The organism is Streptococcus merionis DSM 19192 (assembly GCF_000380085.1).
Lineage (GTDB): Bacteria > Bacillota > Bacilli > Lactobacillales > Streptococcaceae > Streptococcus > Streptococcus merionis.
The window spans coordinates 1-26476 of sequence record NZ_KB904546.1 but is presented as its reverse complement, the minus strand read 5'-3'; the positions used below and the strand labels follow the sequence as shown (position 1 = coordinate 26476).

Annotated in this window: 21 protein-coding genes; 20 read left to right on the top strand and 1 reads right to left on the bottom strand. The window is 41.2% G+C overall.

Going from position 1 to position 26476, the window contains the following annotated elements; genetic code table 11:
- Positions 1–57: 57 nt before the first annotated feature.
- From sstT to A3I5_RS0105490, 4 genes are all read left to right on the top strand, one after another.
- A complete protein-coding gene (gene sstT, locus A3I5_RS0105505) occupies positions 58–1266 on the top strand; it encodes a serine/threonine transporter SstT (protein WP_018373624.1) in 1209 nt (402 codons plus the stop codon).
- Positions 1267–1362: 96 nt separating this feature from the next.
- A complete protein-coding gene (locus tag A3I5_RS0105500) occupies positions 1363–1812 on the top strand; it encodes an SP_0198 family lipoprotein (RefSeq protein ID WP_018373623.1) in 450 nt (149 codons plus the stop codon).
- A 449-nt stretch (positions 1813–2261) separates the two neighbouring features.
- On the top strand, positions 2262–3029 hold the full coding sequence (locus A3I5_RS0105495; RefSeq protein ID WP_018373622.1) for an ABC transporter ATP-binding protein: 768 nt from the start codon (positions 2262–2264) through the stop codon (positions 3027–3029).
- On the top strand, positions 3019–4647 hold the full coding sequence (locus A3I5_RS0105490) for a hypothetical protein (protein WP_018373621.1): 1629 nt from the start codon (positions 3019–3021) through the stop codon (positions 4645–4647). Before A3I5_RS0105495 ends, A3I5_RS0105490 begins: the two co-directional genes overlap by 11 nt.
- Before the next feature lie 226 nt (positions 4648–4873).
- Here the strand turns inward: A3I5_RS0105490 and A3I5_RS0105485 are convergent, their stop codons facing one another.
- Positions 4874–6163, bottom strand: coding sequence for a serine hydrolase (locus A3I5_RS0105485; protein ID WP_026216944.1), 1290 nt, complete (start codon positions 6161–6163; stop codon positions 4874–4876).
- A gap of 204 nt (positions 6164–6367) precedes the next feature.
- Here A3I5_RS0105485 and A3I5_RS0105480 point away from each other — a divergent pair, with 204 nt between their 5' ends.
- The 16 genes from A3I5_RS0105480 (at position 6368) to A3I5_RS0105405 (ending at position 26213) form a co-directional block, all read left to right on the top strand.
- A complete protein-coding gene (locus A3I5_RS0105480; RefSeq protein WP_018373619.1) occupies positions 6368–8350 on the top strand; it encodes a peptide ABC transporter substrate-binding protein in 1983 nt (660 codons plus the stop codon).
- Positions 8351–8710: 360 nt separating this feature from the next.
- Positions 8711–10687, top strand: coding sequence for a peptide ABC transporter substrate-binding protein (locus A3I5_RS0105475; protein WP_018373618.1), 1977 nt, complete (start codon positions 8711–8713; stop codon positions 10685–10687).
- Between the two features lie 76 nt (positions 10688–10763).
- On the top strand, positions 10764–12269 hold the full coding sequence (locus A3I5_RS0105470) for an ABC transporter permease (protein WP_018373617.1): 1506 nt from the start codon (positions 10764–10766) through the stop codon (positions 12267–12269).
- Positions 12269–13195 (top strand): oligopeptide ABC transporter permease OppC, encoded by a 927-nt coding sequence (gene oppC, locus A3I5_RS0105465; protein WP_018373616.1) that lies wholly within the window; start codon positions 12269–12271, stop codon positions 13193–13195. Before A3I5_RS0105470 ends, oppC begins: the two co-directional genes overlap by 1 nt.
- 9 nt (positions 13196–13204) lie before the next feature.
- Entirely contained in the window at positions 13205–14260 is a 1056-nt protein-coding gene (locus A3I5_RS0105460) for an ABC transporter ATP-binding protein (protein WP_018373615.1), read from the top strand.
- Positions 14261–14270: 10 nt separating this feature from the next.
- The gene (locus tag A3I5_RS0105455; RefSeq protein WP_018373614.1) at positions 14271–15191 is read left to right on the top strand and encodes an ATP-binding cassette domain-containing protein; all 921 of its coding nucleotides are present in this window, start codon (positions 14271–14273) and stop codon (positions 15189–15191) included.
- A gap of 403 nt (positions 15192–15594) precedes the next feature.
- On the top strand, positions 15595–16902 hold the full coding sequence (locus tag A3I5_RS0105450) for an ABC transporter substrate-binding protein (RefSeq protein WP_018373613.1): 1308 nt from the start codon (positions 15595–15597) through the stop codon (positions 16900–16902).
- A gap of 59 nt (positions 16903–16961) precedes the next feature.
- Positions 16962–17840 (top strand): carbohydrate ABC transporter permease, encoded by an 879-nt coding sequence (locus A3I5_RS0105445; RefSeq protein ID WP_018373612.1) that lies wholly within the window; start codon positions 16962–16964, stop codon positions 17838–17840.
- Between the two features lie 3 nt (positions 17841–17843).
- Positions 17844–18671: a carbohydrate ABC transporter permease gene (locus tag A3I5_RS0105440; RefSeq protein ID WP_018373611.1), complete on the top strand. Its 828-nt coding sequence runs from the start codon at positions 17844–17846 to the stop codon at positions 18669–18671.
- Between the two features lie 17 nt (positions 18672–18688).
- Positions 18689–19282, top strand: a complete 594-nt coding sequence (locus tag A3I5_RS0105435) for a hypothetical protein (protein ID WP_018373610.1) — start codon at positions 18689–18691, stop codon at positions 19280–19282.
- A complete protein-coding gene (locus tag A3I5_RS0105430) occupies positions 19266–21491 on the top strand; it encodes an alpha-galactosidase (protein WP_018373609.1) in 2226 nt (741 codons plus the stop codon). The genes A3I5_RS0105435 and A3I5_RS0105430 overlap by 17 nt, the downstream gene beginning before the upstream one ends.
- A gap of 129 nt (positions 21492–21620) precedes the next feature.
- On the top strand, positions 21621–22334 hold the full coding sequence (locus tag A3I5_RS0105425) for a GntR family transcriptional regulator (protein ID WP_018373608.1): 714 nt from the start codon (positions 21621–21623) through the stop codon (positions 22332–22334).
- 8 nt (positions 22335–22342) lie between these two features.
- Positions 22343–23221, top strand: coding sequence for an ROK family protein (locus tag A3I5_RS0105420; RefSeq protein ID WP_018373607.1), 879 nt, complete (start codon positions 22343–22345; stop codon positions 23219–23221).
- Positions 23218–23856 (top strand): SGNH/GDSL hydrolase family protein, encoded by a 639-nt coding sequence (locus A3I5_RS0105415; RefSeq protein WP_018373606.1) that lies wholly within the window; start codon positions 23218–23220, stop codon positions 23854–23856. Before A3I5_RS0105420 ends, A3I5_RS0105415 begins: the two co-directional genes overlap by 4 nt.
- A 1-nt stretch (position 23857) precedes the next feature.
- On the top strand, positions 23858–24841 hold the full coding sequence (locus tag A3I5_RS0105410; RefSeq protein ID WP_018373605.1) for an acetylxylan esterase: 984 nt from the start codon (positions 23858–23860) through the stop codon (positions 24839–24841).
- The gene (locus A3I5_RS0105405; protein WP_018373604.1) at positions 24822–26213 is read left to right on the top strand and encodes a glycoside hydrolase family 1 protein; all 1392 of its coding nucleotides are present in this window, start codon (positions 24822–24824) and stop codon (positions 26211–26213) included. The genes A3I5_RS0105410 and A3I5_RS0105405 overlap by 20 nt, the downstream gene beginning before the upstream one ends.
- The last annotated feature ends 263 nt before the right edge of the window (positions 26214–26476 follow it).

Genomic DNA, 26476 nt, shown 5'->3' with positions numbered 1-26476 from the left:
ACAGTTTACGTTATGATAGAACAATCTTGTTTTATTAAAGCTAGCAAAGGAATTGTCATGAAAAAAGCATTTAGTATTTGGAATCGTATGAGTTTGATTAGACGTATTGTTGTAGGAGTGCTGTTTGGTACCCTGTTAGGACTTGTGCTTCCTCAGTTATCAGCGATAGGACTTTTGGGAGAGTTATTTGTTGGTGGGCTAAAAGCTATTGCGCCGCTGTTAGTTTTTGCCTTGGTAGCGAACGCTTTATCGCAGACACGTCAAGGTCAAAAGACCAATATGCGCACGGTCATTGTTCTTTATTTGGTCGGTACCTTTGCGGCAGCTCTAGTAGCGGTTGTATCGCATTACTTCTTTCCAGTCATCCTGATTTTACCTGAAAGTGGTGGTGTGACGGATATTGCCCCACCACAAGGAGTGGCTGAGGTGTTTCAAGGACTGCTGCTGAAAATTGTTGATAATCCCATTAACGCTGTGGCCACTGGAAACTACATCGGAGTGCTCTCTTGGGCGGTTATCTTTGGTTTTGCTATGCGGACTGTTAGCCCAGAAACCAAGCACTTGCTCAATACCATGGCAGAAGTCACTTCAAAGGTTGTTAAGGGCATCATCAATTTAGCGCCATTTGGAATCCTGGGCTTGGTTTTTCAGACCATTGCTTCAAACGGTATTGGGATTGTGGCAGATTATGGCGTTTTGCTATTAATCTTAGTGGGTTGTATGGCTGTTGTAGCGCTTGTCGTTAACCCTCTCATTGCTTTTATCGTTATGCGAGCCAATCCCTATCCCTTGGTTTTCCAATGTTTACGAGAGAGTGGTGTAACAGCCTTCTTTACGCGTTCGTCTGCGGCCAATATTCCTGTTAATATGCGCCTTTGTGAAAAATTAGGTCTGGATAAGGATACCTATACCGTTTCAATTCCTCTTGGCGCAACCATCAATATGGCTGGTGCGGCCATCACTATTACAGTGCTAACGATGGCTGCGGTGTCAACACTTGGCATCACAGTTGATTTTGCATCGGCTTTCATTTTGAGCATTGTAGCAGCTCTATCTGCCTGTGGTGCTTCGGGTGTTGCTGGCGGCTCCCTCCTACTTATTCCGGTAGCTTGCAGTCTCTTTGGCATTCCAAATGACATTGCCATGCAAGTCGTTGGTGTCGGCTTTATCGTTGGTGTTATTCAAGATTCCTGCGAAACAGCCCTAAATTCATCAACGGATGTCCTTTTTACAGCAGTTGCTGAATGGTCCGCATGGAAAAGATAGATATGTCTTAAATGTTGCAAAAGCAAAACCCACGCTTATAGCTTCGATATTTGGTAAAATAAAACCTAATCATTTGGAAAGGGGAAAGAATACCTTATGAAAATGAAAATTTCAAAATCGATCTTATTACCTGCTACAATGATATTTGCCTTATTTTTAGTAGCTTGTTCAAACACACAAAACCAAGTTGCGCCTGAAACCTCTACCTCTCAGTCGTCTACCACATCATCCAGCAGTACGGCTGCCTCATCATCAACCTCTGCTTCAAATGCTACTGGTCAAACGACTGGCGAGTTAGATGGTACTTATAAAGGACGTGATGAAGAAGACGAAGTCACTCTTGTCATCACAGGAACTTCTGGTACATGGACACAGGTTGAGCCAGACGGTGAGCAAGAAATTAAAAATGTCACACTTGACCCAGCTAACCAACGCATCATTATTGGTGATGATGCAGAGCGCTACCTACTAGAGGGCAACCAACTCACTATCAAAGACATCGACGAAGATGACTTTAATGAAACCATTGTGTTGACTAAGCAATGAAGACTAGATATGTACTCAGTAGCTGAGTTTAAAGACCATAAGTGAAATCAACCCTAAAAATATTGGGGAGTTGACATTCACTTGTGGTTTTTTTATTTTGAATATTTTTAGGTATAGCAACTTGACTAATATGGTTGATTGAAACAAGATTAGGTCAAAGTTGTCTCAAAATCAGAGCAGCACCTAGCATACTTTTCTGAAATACAGTTGTACCGCTCTTGATTCAATTGACTATATTGTTCAGTTTAGGGTATTGAAAGGCATGCTAGCTTTGCTCCTGCTTCACCTTTTCAATTTTGTTTAATGGTTTCAGCCCATTTTTGCTTTAAAGATCTGTACAACTTAACTAGTACATATTGACAAAGCAAAGAAAAAGGAGTAAACTATCAATTAATACAAGAATAAAAATTCCTTTTCGAGAGGGATGGTCAAATTAAGGGAGGTTTCGCATGATCGAATTTAAAGAGGTCACAAAAGTCTACGGTGACAAAACAGCACTTAACCAACTGAATCTAGCTATTGAATCAGGTGAGATCGTTGGTCTCATTGGTCACAACGGTGCCGGAAAATCGACAACGATCAAGTCTTTGGTCAGTGTCATCAATCCGACGTCAGGAACGATTCTAGTCGATGGTGCTGACTTGGCTGACAGTCGCTTGTCCATCAAAAAGCGTATTGGTTATGTGGCGGATTCTCCAGATCTTTTTTTGAGGATGTCAGCTGATGAGTTTTGGGACTTGATTGCCAGTGCCTACGAATTAACTCAAGAGCAAAAAGAAAGCCAGCTGTCACGCCTTATGTCCCTTTTTGATCTGACAGAAAATCGTTACCAGACCATTGAGTCATTCTCACATGGGATGCGGCAAAAAGTCTTCTTGATTGGAGCGCTTTTACCAAATCCTGATATTTGGGTCTTAGATGAGCCGATGACGGGTCTTGATCCTCAGGCAGCTTTTGACCTCAAAGAGCTCATGCGTAAGCATGCTGATGAGGGCAATACCGTTATCTTTTCGACTCATGTTTTAGAAGTTGCCGAACAAATCTGTGACCGCATTGCTATTCTCAAAAAAGGAGAGCTCATCTACTTCGGGACCATTGCTGAACTCAAGGCTCTTCATCCAGATAAGCCGCTTGAGTCTATTTATCTTGGTATGGCTGGTCGTGAAGCAGAAAGTGGTACTCAGGTAGCGGTGGAGGAGGTTGGCCATGAGGTTTAGTATGATTCGTAAGCTGGCTCAGCTCAATCTGATTTATTCTATGCAGGCTGCGCAGATGGACAAATACCGGAGAAAGCAGGCTGATAAACCAACTAAAAAACTTAACATCACCCGTAAGATTCTCAATCAATACCTATTTGCAGGTATTCTATACATTGGTCTTTTCGGCTCCTACAGTTTCGGGATTCCATTTGAAAAACTTCCGGGCCTCTACACACAGTTTATCGCCATCTTTACACTCATGGCTATGTTCCAAGCCTTTTTGAGCATGTACAATGTCTTTTATGAGAGTAAGGACCTCCAGTCTTATCGCAGTTTGCCTGTGTCAGAGCTAGAGGTATTTCTAGGAAAAGGCGTGGTTGTTGTCATTGCTAGCCTCACTTTTCTGCTTCCGATTCTGCTTTACCTAGGCTTGCTTCATTTCCGTTTTGGGAATGCCTGGTGGTGGAGTGTCCCAGTTACTCTTTTGTCCTTTGCTTTGCTGTTTACAGCCATGGCACTGTTGACAGTTGTTGCGGTTCATTTCATGACCAAGACCAATGTCTTTCGTCAGCACAAAAAAATCGCTTCAGGAGCGATTATGGCTGTTTCAATGATTGGGACAGTTTTTGCCATCATCAGTCTGCAAAGTACTTCTATGGATTTTTCCTTAGGAGAGTTGCGTGAGACAGGTGGAGGATTCTATCCATTCTGGCTCTTCTATGGCGTAGCTCAAAATCCACTGAGTGTCAATGTCCTAGTCCACTTGGCAATCTGGTTGGTTCTGATCTTAGGTCTTTTGTGGGTTGTTAAAAAGCAAGTCCTTCCTAATTTCTACGAAGCCGCTCTTGCGACTACATCAGCAGTGTCTGTGCGCAAAGCACCTAAGACGACCAAAGCTTCTAAAGGCCAGCGCACCTTGCGCCAACAACTCTGGCAATATCATATGGGCTTAATTGCAGATCCAACGCTTTTATTTACATTTGTTATCATGGGCTCTTTGCTGGTGGCCTTTATGACAATTCCGACTTTGATAGGAGTACGAGATAAACTTTTATCAGTGGATTACAACATAGGGTATTTATCCATAGCGCTTCTTTTTGGTGCAGCCTATGCTCTCATGTCTGCTGGCGGCTTGGCTAGTGTTGTCATTTCTCTGGATCGGGAGAATTTCAATTTCTTTAAAACCCTGCCACTTAACATGAAAAAATACCTAGAGTTCAAATTTTGGTTTGCCTTTCTAGTGGATGCTGCCTTACCCCTTCTTGTGATACTTGGAGTGACCATTTGGTTACAACTGCCGATCTACATGTTTTTAGGGGCTGTACTTGGTTGGCTTATGACTGCCTACTGTATGGAAATGTTCTATTTCACAAGAGATTTTAGGCTTTTGGGGCTTAATTGGCAGAACGTGACCCAGTTGGCCAATCGTGGTATGGGAAATGTCGCTAAGACGATTGTTCTTTTGGTATCTTTCGTAGTTTTCGCAGCTGTTATCATCTTTGGTGTTATTGTTCTTAGCGCAGCGTCTGTAACGGTCAATCTCCTTCTAGCAGCTGGGATTTTCCTCCTTCTTGTCATCGCAGTTGTTTTAACCTATTTCTGGTCCAAAAATTTCTGGCGCTACAAGGTTCTTTAAGCTTAGAGACAAAATATACTTGATTCCATCAAGAGTAAGAGAGCATTCCTTTATTCTTTAGGAAAATGTCTTGATTTGGTCACAAAGTTAAAAAACACGATTCTGAGGGATCGTGTTTTTATGATATGGAATAAGGTGATCTCAAAATCAGAGTGTCACCTAGCATGTCTTTTTCTGAGCCTAAGTTATAGCGCTCTTGATATATATTCAGGTCTATGAGTTTCTACTAGAGTTCTTCATTGACCCAGTTGACAAAGTTATTCCACCAAACCTTGTAAAAGCTTGCTCGCTCTATGGAGTCTTTGGCGACCATCTCTAGTTGGGGTGGCGCCTTCAAATAGCCATCATCATCAAACGTCAGGTGCCCAACGGTCGTTCCTTCTTTGACAGGGGCTTCTAATGTTTCCTCGATAGGGCTGTAGTTGAAGCTCTCATTTTCTGCACCAACCTCTTGGACAACAAGAAAGTCTTCCTTAGCAACAGCAGTGACCGCTGGTTTTTTCCCATTAGAAATAGAAGACTGATTCTTATTGTAAGTATCTCCCTTTCGGATCATTGTCTTAAAATAGTAATGCTCTCTGATATGATCAAACAAGGCGTGAGTTGCTAAAAAGCGGGCATTAGAGTCTTCTGTGCCATTGTGAGCGCCTAAGACCACTGTCACCACTCGCATGTAGTTTTCTGTTCCTGAAGCTACCAAGGAGGAGCCAGATTTTTCAGAGGTTCCAGTCATGAGCCCATCAACCTTAGGACGGGAGTAGGTCGCTCCAGGAAGCAGTAAGTTCCAGTTGGAAATCGTCGTGTAAGAAAAAGGCGCGGTGACAAGTGACGTTAGTTCACTAACCTCTGGATAATCTAAAAGCAACCGCTGGGTGATGATAGCAAGGGACTTTGCAGACATCAAGTTTTCATCGGTTTCAGTAGAATCAGGGTAGCGATGGTCTCCCAGATAGTGATTGCTAAGGCCGGTCGCATTGACCAATTTAGCATCCTTAATCCCCCATTCTGTGACTTTTTTTGACATGGCATCTACAAATCGAGGTTCAGTGCCACTGATATGCTCAGCCAGAGCAACAGTCGCTCCGTTGGCTGAATTAACCATCATAGCAGTGAAGAGTTCTTGCAGTGTGTAAGCTCTAGCATCCAAGGGAACATTAGCGACTTCTGTGTTTAGAGACAGAGAATAGGCGTAGTTTGAAACATTCACCACATCTTCCCAACTAGCTTCGCCCTTAGCAACAGCATCATAAATGAGATAGGCGGTTAACAGTTTCGAAGTCGATGCAGTACCAGTGACCTCGTCACTGTTTTTTTCATATAAAATTTTTCCCGTGTTGGCCTCAATGGCGATCGCATGATTGGCAGCAACAGAAAATCGCTGAGACTTATCGTTATTCTCTTGATCAGTCTCAGTGCTGGTGACTTCGGTAGTTGTTTCCGTAGCAAAAACGCTTATTGGGGACAGCAGGGCATTTGCTAAGAAGCAAAGCATTAGCAGTATACGACAGTTTTTCATTAAGAGTACCTCTTAGGCTATTATACCACAAAAAGCAAGCGTCAATCGATGAATAGTTTGTATAAAAAGCTGTTTAAAAAAACATTTTTTAAAATAAAAAAAAGTCAGAAAATTGTTTACAAACTAAATAATTGATGATATAATAGCTAACATACTTAAGAATTTTTTAAGAAAATTCGAAATAGAAAAAGGAGATTACCCATTATGAAAACGAAAAAATGGCTTGCTCTAGCTGGGGTCACACTTTTGACGGTAGGTGCTCTTGCTGCATGTGGCGGGGGATCATCTAAGTCATCATCTGGTGATACAAATAATGACACGTATTCTTACGTTTACGGAACAGACCCAGAAACCTTGGATTACTTGGTTGATAATCATTCAACCACTTCTGAGATCGTGACGAACTTGGTTGACGGTCTTTTGGAAAACGACCAGTACGGGAACTTTGTCCCATCTATAGCTGAAGACTGGACTGTCTCTAAGGATGGTTTGACTTACACTTACAAACTCCGCAAAGATGCGAAGTGGTTCACTTCTGATGGTGAAGAATACGCAGATGTAACAGCTCACGACTTTGTGGCAGGTGTTAAATACGCAGCAGATAAGAATTCTTCAGCGCTTTACATCATTCAAAATTCTATCAAGGGCTTGGATGCCTATATTAAAGGCGAGACAAGTGATTTCTCGACAGTTGGTGTGAAAGCGATTGATGATCACACCGTTGAGTACACTCTGAATGCTCCAGAGCCATTTTGGAATTCTAAGACAACCATGGGGATTCTCTTCCCGGTTAATGAAGAGTTTTTGAAGAGCCAAGGCGACAAGTTTGGGATACCAACAGATCCATCAACCCTCCTTTACAATGGTGCCTACCTCCTTTCAGCTATTACAGCCAAATCCTCTGTTGAATTTACGAAAAATGAAAACTATTGGGATGCTGACAAGGTTAGTATTGAGAACATCAAGTTGACATATGATGATGGGTCAAATCCGGAAAACTTTATTAAAAACTTTACAGATGGAAACTACACAATGGCGCGTGTCTATCCAAACACGTCAAGCTATTCAAGTGTTAAAGAGCAGTATAAAGATAATATTGTATACAGTCAGCCTGGTTCAGCAACTTACTATGCGATGATGAACATGGGACGTACTAAGTATGACCACACATCTAAGACGACTGATGAGGAGAAGGCATCTACGAAAGCAGCTCTTCAAAACAAGGACTTCCGCCAAGCAATTTCCTTTGCCTTTGACCGCAAGACCTTCAATGCTCAGAGTGTTGGTGAAGACGGAGCTGAAAAAGGTATCCGTAATATGGTAGTACCAGCAGACTTTGTGACTGTGGGCGAAAAAGATTTTGCCAGCCTTGTAGAGGAACAAATCGTGTCTTACGGCTCTGAGTGGGAAAATGTCCAACTTGATGATGCGCAAGATGGTATCTACAATGTCGAAAAAGCTAAAGCTGAATTTGCCAAGGCCAAAGAAGCCCTCGAAAAAGAAGGGGTTAAATTCCCAATCAAACTGGATGTCCCAATTGATCAAGCAAACACTGTCCGTGTACAACAAGCTCAGTCCCTTAAGAAATCAATCGAGGATGCTTTGGGATCAGAAAATGTCCAAATCGATCTTCAAATGTTAGATGAAGATGCTTACCTTGCTGCAACTTACTACGCTAATAACGCAGACCAAACCGATTACGATATGTCTATCGCATCTGGTTGGGCGCCTGATTTCCAAGACCCATCGACCTACCTTGACATCTTTGACACCTCTAAGGAAGGGACCATGACTTATACCATTGGTATTAATGGTGGCACCAACAGCGAAGTTGCTAAGAAGGTTGGTTTTGATGATTACAATGCCCTCCTTGCAGAAGCGTCAAAAGAAACTGACTTGGAAAAACGCTACACAACCTATGCGAAAGCACAGGCTTGGTTAGTGGACGAGTCAGTGGTTATCCCTTATGTGTCGAACTATGCAACTCCAGGTGTTCGTAAGACAGTTCCATTCTCTGTTTCTTATGCAGCAGTTGGTGCGAAAGACGATAGGTTTTTCAAATATTTGAAACTGCAAGACGAGACTGTGACGGTTGAGCAGTATGATAAGGCTTACGAAACTTGGAAAGAAGAAAAAGCCAAATCAAATGCTGAAGCTGAAAAAGCACTGGCAGATCACGTCAAATAATCCTACCGAAAGAAAACTTCCGATGATTGAAAATCGGAGGTTTTTCTTGTGAAGATAAATGCAGATGTCAACAAATCTCACACCCAAAGGAGCTCAAAAGCAGACGAATTGAACCACAATAAAAAGTCACAACTTTTTCAGTTATACCTGACTAATAGCTCCTCAAAAATGCTTCCCTACGCTAAAAAGCCTATCGTTTCGTAGCCCAAGACAGGGCTGAGATCTTTTGAAGTGTCAGACAAATGCTAAACATTCAGAAAATTTATAAGCTTTGTATTTACTTTTTAGCTGTATTTTGATATAATTTTACCTATCGATTGGTGTTTTTTAGAAAATGCTAACCAAACAAAGGAGATTATTATGCAAAAAAGAAAAATGATAGCTTTAGCAGGGATCTCTCTGCTAGCAGCAGGTGCTTTGGCAGCGTGCGGTGGGAAGTCTAGTGGCGGAAGTTCCGAAAACTCAACTTATTCTTACGTGTATACTACTGACCCAGAGTCTCTTAACTACCTTTTAACAAATAAAACGTCAACATCCGAAATCACTTCAAACTTGGTCGATGGTTTGCTTGAAAACGACAAATACGGTAACTTGGTACCATCTCTTGCGGAAGACTGGAAAGTATCTAAAGATGGCTTGACCTACACTTACACTCTTCGTAAAGATGCGAAGTGGTATACAGTTGATGGGGAAGAGTATGCAGATGTGACCGCTCAAGACTTTGTGGCTGGTCTCAAGTATGCTGCTGAAAATGAAGCAAGCGCCCTTTACATTGTTCAAAATTCGATCAAAGGGTTAGATGCTTACGTTAAGGGAGAGACAACGGACTTTTCAACAGTGGGTGTGAAAGCTGTCGATGATCATACGGTTCAATACACCTTGAACCAAGCAGAGCCATTCTGGAATTCTAAGACGACCATGAACATCCTCTTCCCGGTTAACCAAGAGTTCTTGACAGCTCAAGGCGATAAGTTTGGAACAGCGACTGATCCGTCAACGCTTCTTTATAATGGACCATACCTTATTTCTGCGATGACACCGAAGTCTTCAATCGAGTATACGAAAAATGAAAACTATTGGGATGCAGAAAATGTTAAAATCAACGAAGTGAAGTTGACTTACTATGATGGTTCGGACTCTGACTCCCTTTACAAAGGGTTTGATGAAGGTGCTTATACAATGGCACGTGTTTTCCCTAACTCATCTATCTATTCTGATGTGAAGGAAAAATATGGCGATAACATCGTTTTCAGTCAACAAGATTCTACGACTTTCTATGGTCTCTTTAACCTAGATCGTCAAAATTATGCCAATACCTCTAAAACAGAAGAGCAAAAATCAGATACCAAGGCGGCTATCTTAAACAAAGACTTCCGACAAGCGGTAACTTTTGCTTTTGACCGTGTATCCTTCAACGCCCAAAGTGTTGGTAAAGACGGTGCTGAAGCGAAGGTTCGTACTTCACTTGTGCCATCTACCTTTGTCTCTGTTGATGGGACAAACTTTGGTGATGTTGTCGAAAAAGAATTAGTCAGCTACGGTTCTGAATGGGCGGATGTTCAATTAGATGACGGTAAAGATGGTCTTTACAATGTTGAAAAGGCAAAGGCAGAGTTTGCGAAAGCAAAAGAAGCTCTTACAGCTGAAGGTGTCACCTTCCCGATTCATTTGGATGTTCCGACCTTACAATCTAACGAAGTATTAGTGGCATCAGCTCAATCGTTCAAAGATTCTATCGAGTCTACGCTAGGCAAGGATAACGTTACAATTGACTTGCAGATGCTAGATGAAGATGCTTACAATGCTGCTTCTTATTTTGCAGAAAATGCAAGCCAGTTGAACTATGATATTTCGATTTCCACTGGTTGGGGTCCTGACTTTGAAGACCCATCAACATATCTGGATATCTTTGACAGCTCTATTAAGGGATCTCATTCGTATGTTATCGGTGTTGATGGAGGTTCAGACAGTGCAGCTGCTAAGACAGTTGGACTTAACACTTATAACGACCTTCTTGCCAAGGCTTCAAGCGAGACAGCAGATATCACAGCGCGCTACACCAACTATGCTAAAGCACAAGCTTGGTTAGTAGATGCTTCTATTATCATTCCTTATAACTCTGGTGGTGCGACACCATCACTCCGTAAGATAGTGCCATTTACAGATGCTTATGGCACAGTTGGGAACAAGCATTATCCACTGACTTACAAAGGTTTAGAGTTGCAAGCAGAATCTGTCGTGGCTAAAGACTACGAAGCAGCACGTCAAAAGTGGTTGGACGAGAAAGCAGAGTCTAACAAAAAAGCTCAGGAAGCGCTGGCTGACCACGTAGAATAACATATTAAAACTTGTTTCAGGAGAACTTTCTCTACGACTAGAGAGAGTTCTTTTGGAATTTGGAGGGACTAGGAAAATGAAGAAATACATTTTTAATCGTATTTTGCGTTCCTTGGTGTCTATCTTCTTGGTGACAACCCTGATCTATACCATCGTCTATACGCTGGTACCAAGAAGACAGATTTTCAAGAATGACACAAACTACACAAAAATGACCAAAACCCCAGACATGAAGGCGGACTATGAAAACACCATCTTCGAGCGTATGGGCTATATTGATTACTATAATTCGAGGGAGCTGCGCGCGAAAGCCAGTGAGTTTGACGCTTCTGTCACAGTTGAAGGCACAAGCGAAAACAAGGCTATCTACGAAGAGTATATCAAGCAACTTGGCAATGGATGGACACTGCACCAATTTCAGGACTCTAAGCAATTTTATGCAACGCGCGATGTTCCTGTTTACCAGCGCGTGTTTGAGTTTTACGGTAATTTATTTGTCATTGACCATCCTTGGAAAGTCAAGGATGCTAGCAACCCAGATTTGAAGCGTGGTCTTTCTATTGAAAACGATCCTTCTGTAGGCTGGTCTGTTGTTGGTTCAGGTACTAAACACAAATATCTTCTATACTTCAACTCCAAGTTCCCGTTCATTCATCAGAATTTCATCACAATGGATCTAGGAACATCTTACCCGACTTATCAAAACCTGCCAGTATTGCAGGTTATTACCCAAGGGCAAGGTAAGAAAGCGATGACTGAAGTAACCTTCCCTTCAGGTTCTACCAAATCTAGCTCAGTGGATATCTATACACGGACATACCGCTCGCCAGAAAAAGCAGACTCTCAGACAATTGCCAACTTTGGTAAGGGAGATGCCTATACAGCGACCAAGACCAACTACGCAGACCCATCGATGATTGTCAACTCGTCTATTATTGGGATTGTCGGTGTTGCAATCGGTTATCTTCTAGGCTTGCCGCTCGCGGTGTTGATGGCTCGTTATAAAGGGCTGCGTTTTGATAGCATCTCGACTGGTGTACTGACATTCTTGATGGCTATGCCATCGGTTGCGACAGCTTATATCGTTCGGACTATTGGTTCGTCCTTCTTTGGATTGCCAAATGCTTTTCCTATTTTAGGAGCCTCTGATCCAAGATCCTATGTCTTGCCAGCGCTCATTCTTGGTATTTTGCAAACACCAGGTCTAGCGGTTTGGGCACGTCGTTACTTGATTGACCAACAATCTAGTGACTATGTCCGTTTTGCGCGTGCAAAAGGTTTATCAGAAAAAGAAATTTCATACAAGCATATCTTTAAAAATGCTATGGTACCAATTGTAGCAGGTGTGCCTGGTGCTATTGTTAGTGTTATTGTTGGAGCAACCTTGACAGAATCGCTATTTGCCTTTCCTGGTATGGGTAAGATGATGATTGACTCTGTTAAGGCATCTAACAGTTCTATGGTTGTTGGTCTGACATTTATCTTTAGTAGTTTATCCATCTTTGCTGTCATGGCAGGTGATATTCTCATGACCGTTATTGACCCACGTATTAAATTGACGACTAAGAAAGGAGGTAAGTAATGTCACAAATTGATAAAAGTAAATTTGAATTTGTCAAACGAGACGACCTTGCCTCTGAGACAATTGATACACCGAGTTACTCTTACTGGAGTTCTGTGTTTCGTCAGTTTTTCAGGAAAAAATCGACGATTTTCATGCTCGGTTTGCTGATTGTTATTGTCGGCATGAGTTTCTTATATCCGATCTTTTCTGATTATGACTTTAATGATGTCAGCAACATCAATAATTTCTCAGCGCGATACAATTGGCCGAATGCAAAATTTTGGTTTGGTACGGATGCCAATGCACACTCCCTTTTTGATGCGGTGTGGTTTGGTGCGCGTAACTCCATCTTGATTTCCATCATTTCCACGTTTATTAATATGACCTTGGGTGTTATTGTTGGTGGTATTTGGGGTGTATCTAAATCCTTTGACCGAGTGATGATGGAAGTGTATAATGTCATTTCAAACGTACCTTATCTGCTTATCATCATTGTCATGACCTACGCCATCGGCTCTGGTTTTTGGAATTTGATTTTTGCCATGACCTTGACAGGTTGGATGGGGACAGCCTACAGTATCCGTGTGCAGATCTTGCGTTACCGTGACTTGGAGTATAACTTAGCCAGTCAAACACTGGGAACTCCAACGCATAAGATTATTAGCAAGAACTTACTACCGCAATTGGTCTCAGTTATCGTGACTTCCGTTTCACAGATGTTGCCAGGCTACATCTCAACCGAAGCCTTCCTATCTTACTTCGGTCTTGGATTGCCAGTAACCGTTCCAAGTTTGGGGCGCTTGATTTCTAAGTATTCCCAAAACGTTACCACCAATGCCTATCTGTTCTGGATTCCATTGACGGTTCTTGTTTTGGTTTCGTTGTCACTTTTCATCGTTGGTCAAAACCTTGCAGATGCCAGCGATCCACGTACCCATAGATAAGGAGGCCTTATGAATTCAAATAATGTTATTTTAAGCGCCAAAGATGTGGTCGTGGAATTTGATGTTCGTGACCGCGTTCTGACGGCGATCCGCAATGTTTCGATTGATATGATTGAAGGAGAAGTCCTTGCGCTTGTAGGTGAGTCAGGTTCTGGGAAATCTGTTTTAACACGTGCCTTTACAGGTATGCTAGAGACAAACGGTCGCGTTGCCAGTGGCTCGATCACTTATCGTGGTCGCGAGCTGACAGATGTGACGAGTGATAAAGAATGGGAAAGTATCCGTGGTAGTAAAATTGCTACGATTTTCCAAGATCCGATGACAAGTTTAAATCCGATCGTTACAATTGGTAAGCAAATTGTTGAAGTGATTGTCAAGCACCAAGGCAAGACCAAAGAAGAAGCCAAAGAGATGGCAGTTGACTATATGGAGAAGGTCGGGATTCCAGAAGCTTCAAAGCGTTTCAATGAATACCCATTTCAGTATTCAGGTGGAATGCGTCAACGTATTGTTATCGCGATTGCCTTAGCTTGTCGTCCAGATATTCTCATCTGTGATGAGCCGACAACTGCTCTTGATGTGACTATCCAAGCGCAGATTATTGATTTGTTAAAATCGCTTCAAAAAGAGTATCACTTTACAACGATTTTCATTACTCATGATTTGGGCGTTGTAGCGGCCATTGCAGATAAAGTTGCTGTTATGTACGCAGGTGAAGTCATAGAATATGGCACTGTTGAGGAGATCTTCTACGACCCTCGTCACCCATATACTTGGAGTTTATTATCCAGTCTTCCACAATTAGCAGATGAATCAGGGAGTCTTTTCTCAATCCCTGGGACACCGCCATCTCTGTATACACCGCTCAAAGGGGATGCCTTTGCCCTTCGTTCGGATTACGCTATGAAAATTGACTTTGAAGAACATCCGCCAGCATTTAGTGTATCAGACACGCACTGGGCTAAAACATGGCTTTTGCACCCAGATGCACCAGTCGTAGATAAACCAGAAGCTATTCAAGATCTTCACGAAAAAATCAAGCAAAAAATGCTTGCGCAAAAATAGGGGGAAGGAAATGACTGAAAAATTAGTTGAAATTAAAGATTTAGAAATTTCCTTCGGTGAAGGAAAAAAGAAATTTGTAGCAGTTAAAAATGCTAATTTTTTCATTAACAAGGGAGAAACATTTTCTCTTGTTGGTGAATCAGGTTCTGGAAAGACAACGATCGGTCGAGCTATCATTGGTCTTAATGATACTAGTGCTGGAGAAATCATCTATGATGGTCAAAAAATCAATGGTAAGCTTTCCAATGAGCAGCGCAAAGATGTGATTCGGAAAATCCAAATGATTTTCCAAGACCCTGCGGCCAGCTTGAACGACCGTGCAACGGTTGATTATATTATTTCGGAAGGGCTTCACAATTTCAAATTATACGATAATGAAGAAGACCGTCGAAATAAAGTTAAAGACATGATTAACCAAGTCGGTCTTCTAGAAGAGCACTTGACTCGTTATCCACATGAGTTTTCAGGTGGGCAACGTCAGCGTATTGGTATCGCTCGAGCCCTGATTATGGAACCTGAGTTGGTTATTGCGGACGAGCCAATTTCAGCTTTAGACGTTTCTGTTCGTGCTCAGGTCTTGAATCTTCTGAAAAAATTACAGGCTGAGCTGGGATTGACCTACCTCTTTATTGCTCATGATCTCTCTGTCGTTCGCTTTATTTCTGATCGTATTGCCGTTATCTATAAAGGTGTGATTGTTGAAGTAGCTGAAACCGAAGAACTCTTCAGAAATCCGATCCATCCTTATACCCGTTCCTTGTTGTCTGCGGTGCCTATTCCTGATCCTTTATTAGAGCGTGATAAGGAATTGGTCGTGTACGATCCAGACCAGCATGATTATAGCACATCAAAACCATATATGGCAGAGTTGCGTCCAGGCCACTTCGTCTGGGGAAATGATGCAGAACTTGCAAATTATCGCAAAGCATAAGCCGGCAGATGAAATCATTGCAAAATTGTCATCTTTATAGAACAAATAAGAGATAGAGGTACTGGTTGCCCTATCTCTTATTTTGTGGATTCAAAAAAATGCCATGATCTCTGTTGGGAGTTACCCACTACAGAAGTTATAGGGTTGTAAAAAAGGTTCTAGAGTCACACAAGATTTTATTACCTTGTTATGGGGCGCTACGGAACGCAAATGTACTATTCTTGATCCTCGTGATTTGTTTTATTTTTGAGCACTCTTGTTAGAGGGTGCTTATTTTTTACTTTTGTAGATAGGCAATGATTCAAAAATATATATTTTTAAATAAAAAGTATAGACTTTTAAAAAATCTTGTGTTAAAATGAAAGCGCAAACAAATGCAGAGAAAATAATGGAGGATAAACTGATGAAAAAAGCATTGTTTAAATTTGGTATAACTGCAGCTATGGCTGCACTTGTTTTGGCAGGCTGTGCTGGTGGAGGGGGAAGTAACCAAAGTGAAGGTGGAAAAGAAACGATCACCTTTATTAACCACAAGACAGACTGGGAGGGAAATGGTAAATGGGATGAGTACATTGCTAAGTTCAATGAAAAATATCCTGATATTACAGTCGAAATTCAGACCATTACAGATTACGCTGGTCAGATGAAGACACGTATGAACTCTAAAGAATATGGAGATGTCTTGATGATCCCTGGTGATATCCAACCACAGGATTACGCAACCTTTTTTGAACCAATGGGAGATAAAGCGGAGCTTGAAAAAACTTATCTCGGATTAAACGATCGTTCCTTTGAAGGAGTGTCTTATGGTATTCCGAGTCAAATGAATGCAACTGGGATGGTTGTCAATATGAAAGTTTTTAAAGACGCAGGCATCAAGGAGTTTCCTAAGACACCAGAAACATTCCTTGCAGCTTTGAAAACAATCAAAGAAAAAAATAAAGATGTTGTCCCTCTTTATACCAACTACGCAGCTGGCTGGACACTTTCGAATTGGGATTTCACTCGTGCAGGTGCTGCTGGTGATGTAGATTTCACTAACAAAATGACTTCTGATACTTCTCCATTTGATAAAGAAGATACAATGGGAACGATTTACAAACTTCTCTACGATGTAGCTAAAGAAGGATTGATTGAAGCAGATCCAACCACAACTGATTGGGAACAATCAAAAGTTGATCTGGCTAATGGCAAGATTGCTGTGATGGTTTTGGGGAGCTGGGCTGTTCCACAGATTCAACAAGCTAATCCAGACAATGCTTCTAACATTACTTTCCAAGCCTTTCCAATGACAGCCCCTGACGGTAAACAGTACATGCCGGTTGGTGGAGACTACAACTATGGTATCAGTATTAACTCAGAACACAAAGAAGCGGCTCGTAAGTTTGTTGACTGGATGGTAAATGAATCTGACTATGCAAAAGATAATGGTGGTCTTTCAACGGTTAAAGGAGCAGAATATCCAGAAGCATTACAAGCTAGTAAAGCAGCTGGTGTAGAACTCTTTGAGGAAAACCCAGCTCCAGAAGGAAAAGAATCGCTCTTTAGCGACATTAACAACCAATCTGAATTGGGGATTGGTACCACTGATCTTGAAAAACAACGTCTCATTGATGCCGCGGTAGGAAACTCTTCTGAAACTTACGAAGCTATTATGAAAGATTTCAATACTCGTTGGGCCGATGCAATGAAAGCAGTTGCTGGCAACTAGGAATAGTAGTGGGCTGGTTGGACTTCTTTAGCTGGTCCACTAGTTATTTAGGAGGATTTATGCATAAGATGAAAATGAGTCAAGCGGCTGAAAAGCGTCTATTAATTGTCGCATTTACAATAATTCCAGTGCTATTGTTGTTGACGTTTTCTTATTATCCGTTGGTGAAAATGTTTCAATATAGTTTGACTGATTGGAATGGGTACTCTCCTCATTCGAATTTTGTTGGTTTGGATAATTATAAGACTATTTTAACAAAACCCACTTACTTCACGGTATTTAAGACCAGTTTGTATTATTTCATTGCAACCTTCTTTCAGTTAGGAATTGCGCTTTTGTTTGCAACCATCTTATCTTTCAAAGTCAAATTTGCTAATTTTTGGAAAGGTGTTCTCTTCTTTCCATACTTGCTAAATGGTGTTGCAATTGGTTTCATCTTCTTGTATTTTTACAAGGGTGGAGGAACTTTGGATACTGTTTTAGAGATGCTGGGCTTGGGAGATCAAATTCAGCTTTGGTTGGGAAATCGTGAGATTAATAATATCTCTCTAGCCTTTACATCTGTGTGGCGCTATACAGGCTTTAACTTCCTTGTTTTCTTAGGTGCTATTCAATCCATTAATCCAGAAATCTATGAAGCAGCAGAAATTGATGGTGCCAATCGTTGGAATCAGTTCATTTATATTATTTTTCCAAGTATCCGAAAGATCATCTTTTTGAATATTATTCTTGGTGTGAGCGGTTCACTCAGTGTGTTTGATATTCCATATATCATGACAGGTGGTTCAAATGGTACAACTACTTTCGTTATTCAAACGATTGATACTGCCTTTAAGTATAATAAGGTCGGCTTGGCCTCTGCTATGGCGATTATTCTTTTGGTGATTGTGATAGTGGTGACCTTAGTTCAACGATATGCTACACAGGAAAGGAAATAAACGATGGGAAAAGAGAACATTACAATTGGCAAGGTTGTCCAATATCTTATTCTCGTTCTAGGAGCCGTAGTTGCACTCTTGCCTATTTTAGTTGTTTTTATCGGTTCGTTTAAATCAAACAATGAGTTTCTTAGCAGTAATGTATTGGCTTTGCCTAAAACTTGGGATTTCTCAAACTACAAGACAGCTTTCGTCAATGGGCAGATGCTCCTTGGTTTCAAGAATACGCTTATTATTTTTGTGGTGAGTATGATTGGTAAATTGACTCTGGCCTCCATGTTTGCCTATGTGATGAGTCGCTTTGATTTTAAATTGAAAAAAGTCATTCTTGGTCTTTTCATGATTGCCATGTTGATTCCAGGCATTACTAGTCAAGTAGCTACCTTTCAGATTATCAATTCCCTTGGTTTATTCAATACCATTTGGGCTGTTATTTTGCTTAATTTAGGAACAGATGTCATCTCCGTTTATGTGTTTATGCAATATTTGGATGAAATTCCTATTTCACTTGATGAGTCAGCCTACTTAGACGGAGCAAATCATTTCAGTATTTTCTGGCGTATTATTTTGCCGAATTTGAAAGCTCCAATTGTGACGATGCTGATTATCAGTGGAGTTGGTGTTTATAACGATTTTTATAGTCCGTTCTTGTACATGCCGGATCGGAATTTGAAGGTTATTTCAACGGCTCTTTTTGCTTTTAAAGGGCCATACGGCACCAACTGGCCAGTCATTCTAGCAGGCGTTGTTATTGTTATCTTGCCTATCTTGGTCGTATTCTTATCCCTTCAAAAATACATCTATAACGGGGTCTCTGGTTCGGTGAAATAATTTATGGAGGAGAAAAGATGGAGAAGCAATTACGTTTGATTACCACTGTAAATGGAATATTTGTCTTGGCTAAGGCATCTACTTATTTTTGGTGGGGACTCATCAAGAGAGGTTTCGTCTATGGCTGGTATGGAGCTTTGGCTACCTGTCTAGCCTTTTATGCGAGTTCGCAGCCTTATGATGTGAGCTTGAAAGAAGTGGATTATCATTCAGAAACTCGTAAATTATCGGAACTTTTCATTTCTTCTATGATGACTTTCTCCTTTTTATTAGCCCTAGTCAGTTGGTTTTACTTGCTACATAGCTATTCATACCAGCTCTTGCTAGGATTTTTAGTGGGTAGTTTGTTCTGGCTTGTCATGCTAATTTGGTTGCCATTTTTCCAAAAGGTTGCTAGTAGTAGTTTCAAGGAAAGTCTGGAAGCTAGTGTACGTTTACTCGTTTGTAGACTCAATGATGTAGCTGTTTTATTGACACTCTTAGTGTTTCTGCTTTTTATTGCTCTCACCCAACATCTTTTGGTTTGGTTTTTCTTGCCAGGGATTCATTGTTTCGTTTTTACCAAATTGGATCAGCTTAGAAAGGGAGAAAGGGATGATAATCGTTCATGAGCAAGATTTATTGTTTCATTTGAAAAATACTCAAGTTTCCTATGTTTTTCGGGTGATGGAAGAAACAGGAATTTTGGAGAATTTATACTATGGCTCTACCATTTCGGATTATGAAAATTTTGATTGGCTTTTAGAAAGGGAGATCCGTCCAGGAAATAATCTGGTACCAGAAAAATTATTGACTTCTTTAGAACATATCAAGCAGGAAATGCCTGTGTATGGGACGACTGATTTTCGTTATCCAGCCCTTGAAGTAACCTATCCAGATGGGGATTCCATTAGTCATTTTCGTTATCAGGGATATAAGATTTTCAAGGGGAAAGAGGCGGTGAAGCCTCTGCCTGCTACCTTCGGTGAAGCAGACCAAGTTCAAGTTTTGGAAGTTTTTCTTAAAGATGATTACTCAGACCTACACCTAACTCTTCGCTATGCCATTTATAAAGAGTTACCAGTTATTACACGACAGACTTTCCTCCAAAATAAGGGGCAACAAGACTATCTTTTAAAACATCTAGCAAGTTTGAATATTGATCTTCCAAATGAACAGTATGATTGGCTACACTTAGATGGCGCATGGGCGCGTGAAAATCACCTGTCGCGTGAGAAGATTCATCGTGGAGTACAGCAAGTTTCTTCCACACGGGGAGCGAGCAGTCATGTTCACAATCCATTTTTGGCTATTTGTCAACCACAAACGACAGAAAGCCAGGGGAAGGTGTATGGTTTCAGTTTAATTTACAGTGGTAATTTTCAGGCTCAGATTGAGTTAGATAATTATGACTATTTACGGATCCAATTGGGCATCAATCCTTTCCAGTTTCAATGGCAACTAAGATCGGGCGAAACTTTTGTCAGTCCAGAAGCTGTCGCGGTTTTTAGTTTACATGGATTTAGTGGTATGACTCAGGCATTTCACAGCCTATTTCGTAGGCATCTTATTCGCAGCTCATGGAAAGATGTGCCGCGTCCAGTTTTGTTAAACAGTTGGGAAGCCGCCTATTTTGATTTTGATGAGAAAAAGATTTTAGACATTGCAGGTGCTTCTAAGGAATTGGGAGTAGAACTATTTGTCCTTGATGATGGCTGGTTTGGTAGTAGAAATAGCGATAAGGGTTCTCTGGGAAATTGGACAGAAAACTGCGAAAAATTGCCGAGGGGATTAGCCAATCTAGTTAGGGATATTAAAGCAATGGGCCTCCAATTTGGTCTCTGGTTTGAACCAGAAATGGTATCAGATGATACACCGCTCTACCAAGCTCATCCTGATTGGATAATTGGGCATCCTAAGAAGAATATCTCGCAGGGGCGCAATCAATATGTTCTAGATTTTGGCAATCCGAAAATTGTGGATGTCATTTATGACCAGATGGATAAGATCTTGAAGGAAGTGCCAATTGATTATCTAAAGTTGGATATGAATCGCTATATCTCAGAAGCCTACTCTTCTGAACTGTCGCCAGTCCAGCAGGGAGAAGTAGCACATCGGTATATTTTGGGAGTTTATGCTCTATATGACCGCTTGGCTAACGCCTATCCGCATATTTTAATCGAATCTTGTGCGGGTGGAGGAGCGCGGTTTGATGCTGGTATGCTTTATTATAGTCCACAAATTTGGACCAGTGATGATACAGATGCAGTGGAGAGGTTGGTTATTCAGGCCGGAACGTCCATGGTCTATCCACTTTCTAGTATGGGCAGTCATGTCTCTGCGGTACCCAATCATCAAGTTGCCCGTACAACATCACTTGATATGCGAAAGAACGTAGCTTTCTTTGGGGTGTTTGGATATGAATTAAACCCGTTGGCATTGACCCAAGAGGAAAAAGAGCAGATACGTCAACAAATTAAGGAGTATAAAGCTTATCAAGAGTTGATCATGCAGGGGGATTTTTACCGCTTGGCAACCGGTGACACCAATCGAATCGCTTGGATGGTGGTTAGTCCAGATCAATCAGAAGCGCTGGTTGGCTATTATCAGATTTTAGCTCAGCCAAATCCAACTTATCAACGTTTAAGATTACGTGGTTTAAAAGAAGATGATTGTTATCAAGTAATTGAAGCTAATACTGAAAGTCAGCGGTATGGTCGTGATTTGGAAAGTATTGGCCTGTTGCTGAGCCAAAATTATCTCGGTCATGAACCGGAATATTGGTCGAGAGAAATGCTGGGTGATTTCTCATCTAGATTAGTTTATCTAAAACGAGTTTAGATAAGTATTTGCTGTCAAGTCGGTATATAATAGAATAAAATGCTTTGCAGAGTTGTACCTTGCGAATCAAGCGAAAACCTACACAACTAGTTCGACTTGTCAATTAGCATAACATAAAAAGGAGGCGTCATGCAAAAATACAATGTGATTGCAAATGATGTTAGAAAAAAGATTTTGGATAGGACCTACAAGGCCAATGATCAGCTACCTTTCGAAAAGGATTTATGCGAGGCATATGAAGTCAGCAAGATGACCGTCAAAAAAGCTTTGGATATCCTTGTGGCAGAAGGCTTGATTATCAAGCGGCGTGGCGCTGGGACTTTCGTCAAGGATCTATCCGTTGAAGATATGGAAAAGATGATTGTCGGTAGCCAGATGATAGGGACATCAGCCTACTATCCAACCCGTACGGTAACGAGTAAGGTTTTACGTTTTGAAATTATATCAGCTACAGAAAAGGTGGCTAATAAGCTTAACATTGCATTGGGAAGTTTTGTTTATGATATTGAACGTGTTCGTATTTTAGATGGCAACCCCATCGTTATGGAAAATACTTTTATGCCAATTTCAGTGATTCCTGATCTGGCCTTGAAAAATGTAGAAGAGTCTATCTATGAATACATTCAAGATGGCTTAGGTATGAAAATTCAAAGTGCTCATCGCAATATCACAGTTCGTAAGGCTTCTGATGCAGAAGTTGAACACTTAGAAATGGAAAAGGGGGATCCGGTTGGCGTTGTAGAGCAAGTTGGATTTCTTTCGAGTGGTATGACCTTTGAATATTCGATCAGTACTCACCGATATGATACTTTCAGTATTGAGATGATGATTCGACAAGATTAGGAGGCAGTATGACTTTATTAGTATGTGATATGGGAGGAACTGCTGTAAAATATGCTCTCTACCATCAGGGAGAATTATCCTATCAAGCTGCATTTCCAACCCCAGAAAGTTGGGAAGAGCTGAAGGAGGAGTTGAAAGGCCTGCAGGAGCAGTTTTCATCCTATCAGTTATCGGGAGTGGCGTTTTCTAGTCCTGGCTCTGTGGATACGAAACAGGGAATCATTTATGGTAAAAGTGCGATTTCTTATATTCATCATTTTCCCATTCGGGAGGAATTAAGTGATTTATTTGGACTTCCTGTTTCTATTGAGAATGACGCTAACTGTGCGGCTTTAGCAGAATTGCACTTCGGAGTAGCTAAAGATAGTTCATTGTCCGTCTTCTTTATTATTGGTTCTGGTGTTGGTGGGGCGATTGCTCAGGAGAAGTCCCTACTCAAGGGGAAGAATCTCTTTGGTGGAGAGTTTGGTTACATGATTCTCCAAAATGGTAGAACCTTGAGTCATCTGGTCAGTCCAGTTCATGTAGCTAAACGTTTCGCCTTAGCAGAAGGATTGGAGGAGAGCTTTTCAGGCAAAGATTTGTTTGCTTTGGCAGATCAAGGACATGCTCATGCTCAGCAAGCAGTTGAAGAAATGTACCAGTATCTTGCTGTCGGAATTTATAATGTCTTGATGACTGTAAATCCTGAGCTGGTTGTTATTGGTGGAGGCATTTCTGTGCGGGAAGCGTTGATAGATGAGGTGAGAAGTCGCTTGCAGCAGATTATTTTAGAAGCCGGTGCAACGGATCTTCAATTTCGTCTGGAGGCTTGTCAATATCGAAACAATGCGAATTTGCTCGGCGCGGTATCTCACTTTGTGAATCAATATGGAGAAAATGTATGAAGTTATACAAAGATGATGTGATCGTATTCTTCGGAGATTCTATTACGGAGTGGGGACGAGATACGGACGATGTAACGAGCTTGGGGCATGGTTATGTGAGTCATGTTGCTAGTCAATTAGCTACACATTATCCTCAAGCCCAGTTTAAATTTTATAATCAAGGGATTGGTGGGGATAAAGTTGATGACCTAAATGCTCGTATTAAAGACTGCCTTGATTTAAAACCAACAGCTCTTATCCTCATGGTAGGGCTCAATGATGTTTGGCACAATGTTGGTCAGAAATCGTTTGGAAATCAGGTTGAGCAAGACCGCTTTGAAGCAGCATATCGCAAACTCTTAACGAGCTTACAGACAGCGGGTTTACAACGTATCTTGGTCGTGGAACCTTTTGTTCTACCTTATCCCTTAGATCGACAAACTTGGCGAGTGGATTTGGATCCTAAAATTCAAATCATTCGTCGACTTGTTCAGGTATTTAATTTGGAGTTGATACCTTTAGACGGTCTTCTCAATGAACAGGCTATTCTCCATTCAGCTCAATACTACACAGGTGATGATGGTGTTCATCCGACCTTAGCTGGTGCAGCTTTTATTGGAAATGAAATTCTCAAGCGATTGCAAGTTGAGGTGTAGAATGAGAGTTAAGGATGCCGTAGCGTTTTGGGGAGACTACCGTGGTAGTCAATGCAAACCAGCAGATTTCGATGTATTTTGGGCTAGAGCTTTGGAAGAAGTCGATCAGCTAGGGTTTGATTATCAGTTGAGACCAGCTTCTTTTACTAGTCCGATAGCAGAGTGTTTTGAGCTTATCTTTTCTACCGTTAATGGTTCTACTATTGTGTGCCAGTTGTTGAAACCCAAGGTGATTATCGATAAATGTCCAGTGCTTTTTCAATTCCATGGCTACCATACCAATGTTGGGGATTGGTCGGATAAGCTGGCCTTTGTTGCATTGGGGTATATAGTGGTTGCTATGGATGTTCCTGGTCAGGGAGGAGCCTCTCAAGATTACAGTCAGACTTCAGGAGGAACTTTAAAAGGACATTTGATCAGAGGAGTTGAAGATGGGCCAGAAGATCTATTTTATAAGCAGGTTTACCAGGCGATTTATCAGCTAACACGCATTGTAGCATCTATGACTGAGGTAAATAGCCAGCGCTTTTACAGTTATGGTGTATCGCAAGGAGGAGCATTAGCTTTGGTCTGCGCTAGCCTTTGTTCACAGGTCAGAGTTTGCTTTGTCCAGTATCCATTTCTTAGTGAATTTAGAGAAGCTTACGGCCTACAAGCTGAACAATCAGCCTACGAGGAGCTTCCCTATTATTTCCGTTTTCGAGATCCCTTGCATGAAATGGAAGAGACTATATTTAAGACTTTGGACTATATTGACATTCAATACTTGGTTCCACAGATTAAAGCGAAGGTCTTTTGGGGTATGGCTTTAGAAGATCGTATCTGTCATCCCAAGACCCAATTCGCAGTTTATAACCAATTACAAACAGAAAAGGAACTACTCTTTTATCCAGAATTTGGACATGAGTATTTACCGAAATTTAACGATATGATGCACCAGAAATTGAGTGCAGAAGGAGAAGATGATGAAGCAATTTCCAGCTGATTTTTGGTGGGGAGCAGCCACATCGGGGCCTCAAAGTGAGGGGCGTTTTGCTAAAAAACATGCCAATATGTTTGACTACTGGTATGAAGTAGAACCAGAAGCTTTCTATAATCAGGTAGGTCCTGATACGGCGTCAAATTTTTATAATAGTTTTCGAGAAGATATCACCCTCATGAAAGAGATTGGTCTAAACAGTGTGCGGACTTCTATTCAATGGACACGCTTAATTGATGATTTGGAGACCAACACAGTTAATCAAGCTGCAGTTGATTTCTACAATCAAGTCATTGACTGCTTTATTGAAAATGGTATTCGCCCGATTATGAATTTACATCACTTTGATTTGCCGGTTGAGCTTTATCATAAGTACGGTGGTTGGGAATCGCGTCATGTTGTTGATTTATATGTTGGTTTTGCTGAGCAGGCCTTCAAACATTTTGGAGATCGGGTCAAAGAATGGACAACCCATAATGAACCGATGGTGGTAGTGGATGGTCAGTATCTTTATCAATTCCACTATCCAAAATTAGTAGACGGGAAAAAGGCTGTGCAGGTAGCCTATCATCTAAACCTTGCTTCTGCTAAGGCTATTGCCAAGTATCGTGAACTAGGATTGGACAAGGAGGGAGGGCGCATTGGTACAGTTTTAAACCTCACCCCAACCTATTCGGCTTCAGAGGCGCCAGATGACCAAGAAGCGGCTCGATTTGCTGAGCTATGGAACAATAAGATGTTCTTGGAACCAGCCATTTACGGTCATTTCCCTGCAGAATTGGAAAATGTTTTGATACGAGATAAGGTCATCTGGGAAATTGCTCCTGAAGATGCAGAAGTTTTTAAGAATAATCTTGTTGATTTTCTCGGTGTTAATTTCTATCATCCTAATCGTGTGAAAGCACCAGATATTGCGCCAAACTCAGTTGGTGAGTGGTTGCCAACTCGCTATTATGACCATTATGATATGCCAGGACGTCGTATGAATATCGATAAAGGGTGGGAGATTTATCCAGAAGCCATGTACGACATTGCTATCAACATCCGTGATAATTACAAGAATATCCCATGGTTTGTCTCTGAAAATGGTATGGGGGTTTCTCGTGAAGAACGATTCCAAGATGAAGTGGGCCAAATTCAAGATGACTACCGAATCGACTTTATCCGTGAGCATTTGGAATACCTTCATAAAGGGATCGAAGAAGGTTCTAATTGCTTTGGTTATCATCTTTGGACGCCTATTGATTGCTGGTCATGGACCAATGCTTATCGCAATCGCTATGGCTTTATTTCGAATAATATCCACACGCAGATGAAGACTATTAAAAAATCAGGTGAGTGGTTTAGGGCTGTTGCTGAACAAAATGGGTTGACTTAGCTACTTTACTCAATCAAGCTCTTCAAGGAAGCTTGTGAAGATTAGAAAAAGAACCCCCATCCCAATAGAGATAGTAATAAGGACAGAACGGAAAGCGGTCTGTCCTTTAACAAGCTCAAAGAACGACCAAGAAAGAGGAGGGGATAATAGGGCATGAAACAGGTCTAAGTAAGGCGGAAGAAAACAGGAGAAGTAACAAAGTAAAAAAAAATAAAAAAAGATAAGCAAAAAGTGTTGACAAGAAAAAAAGTAGGTGATATACT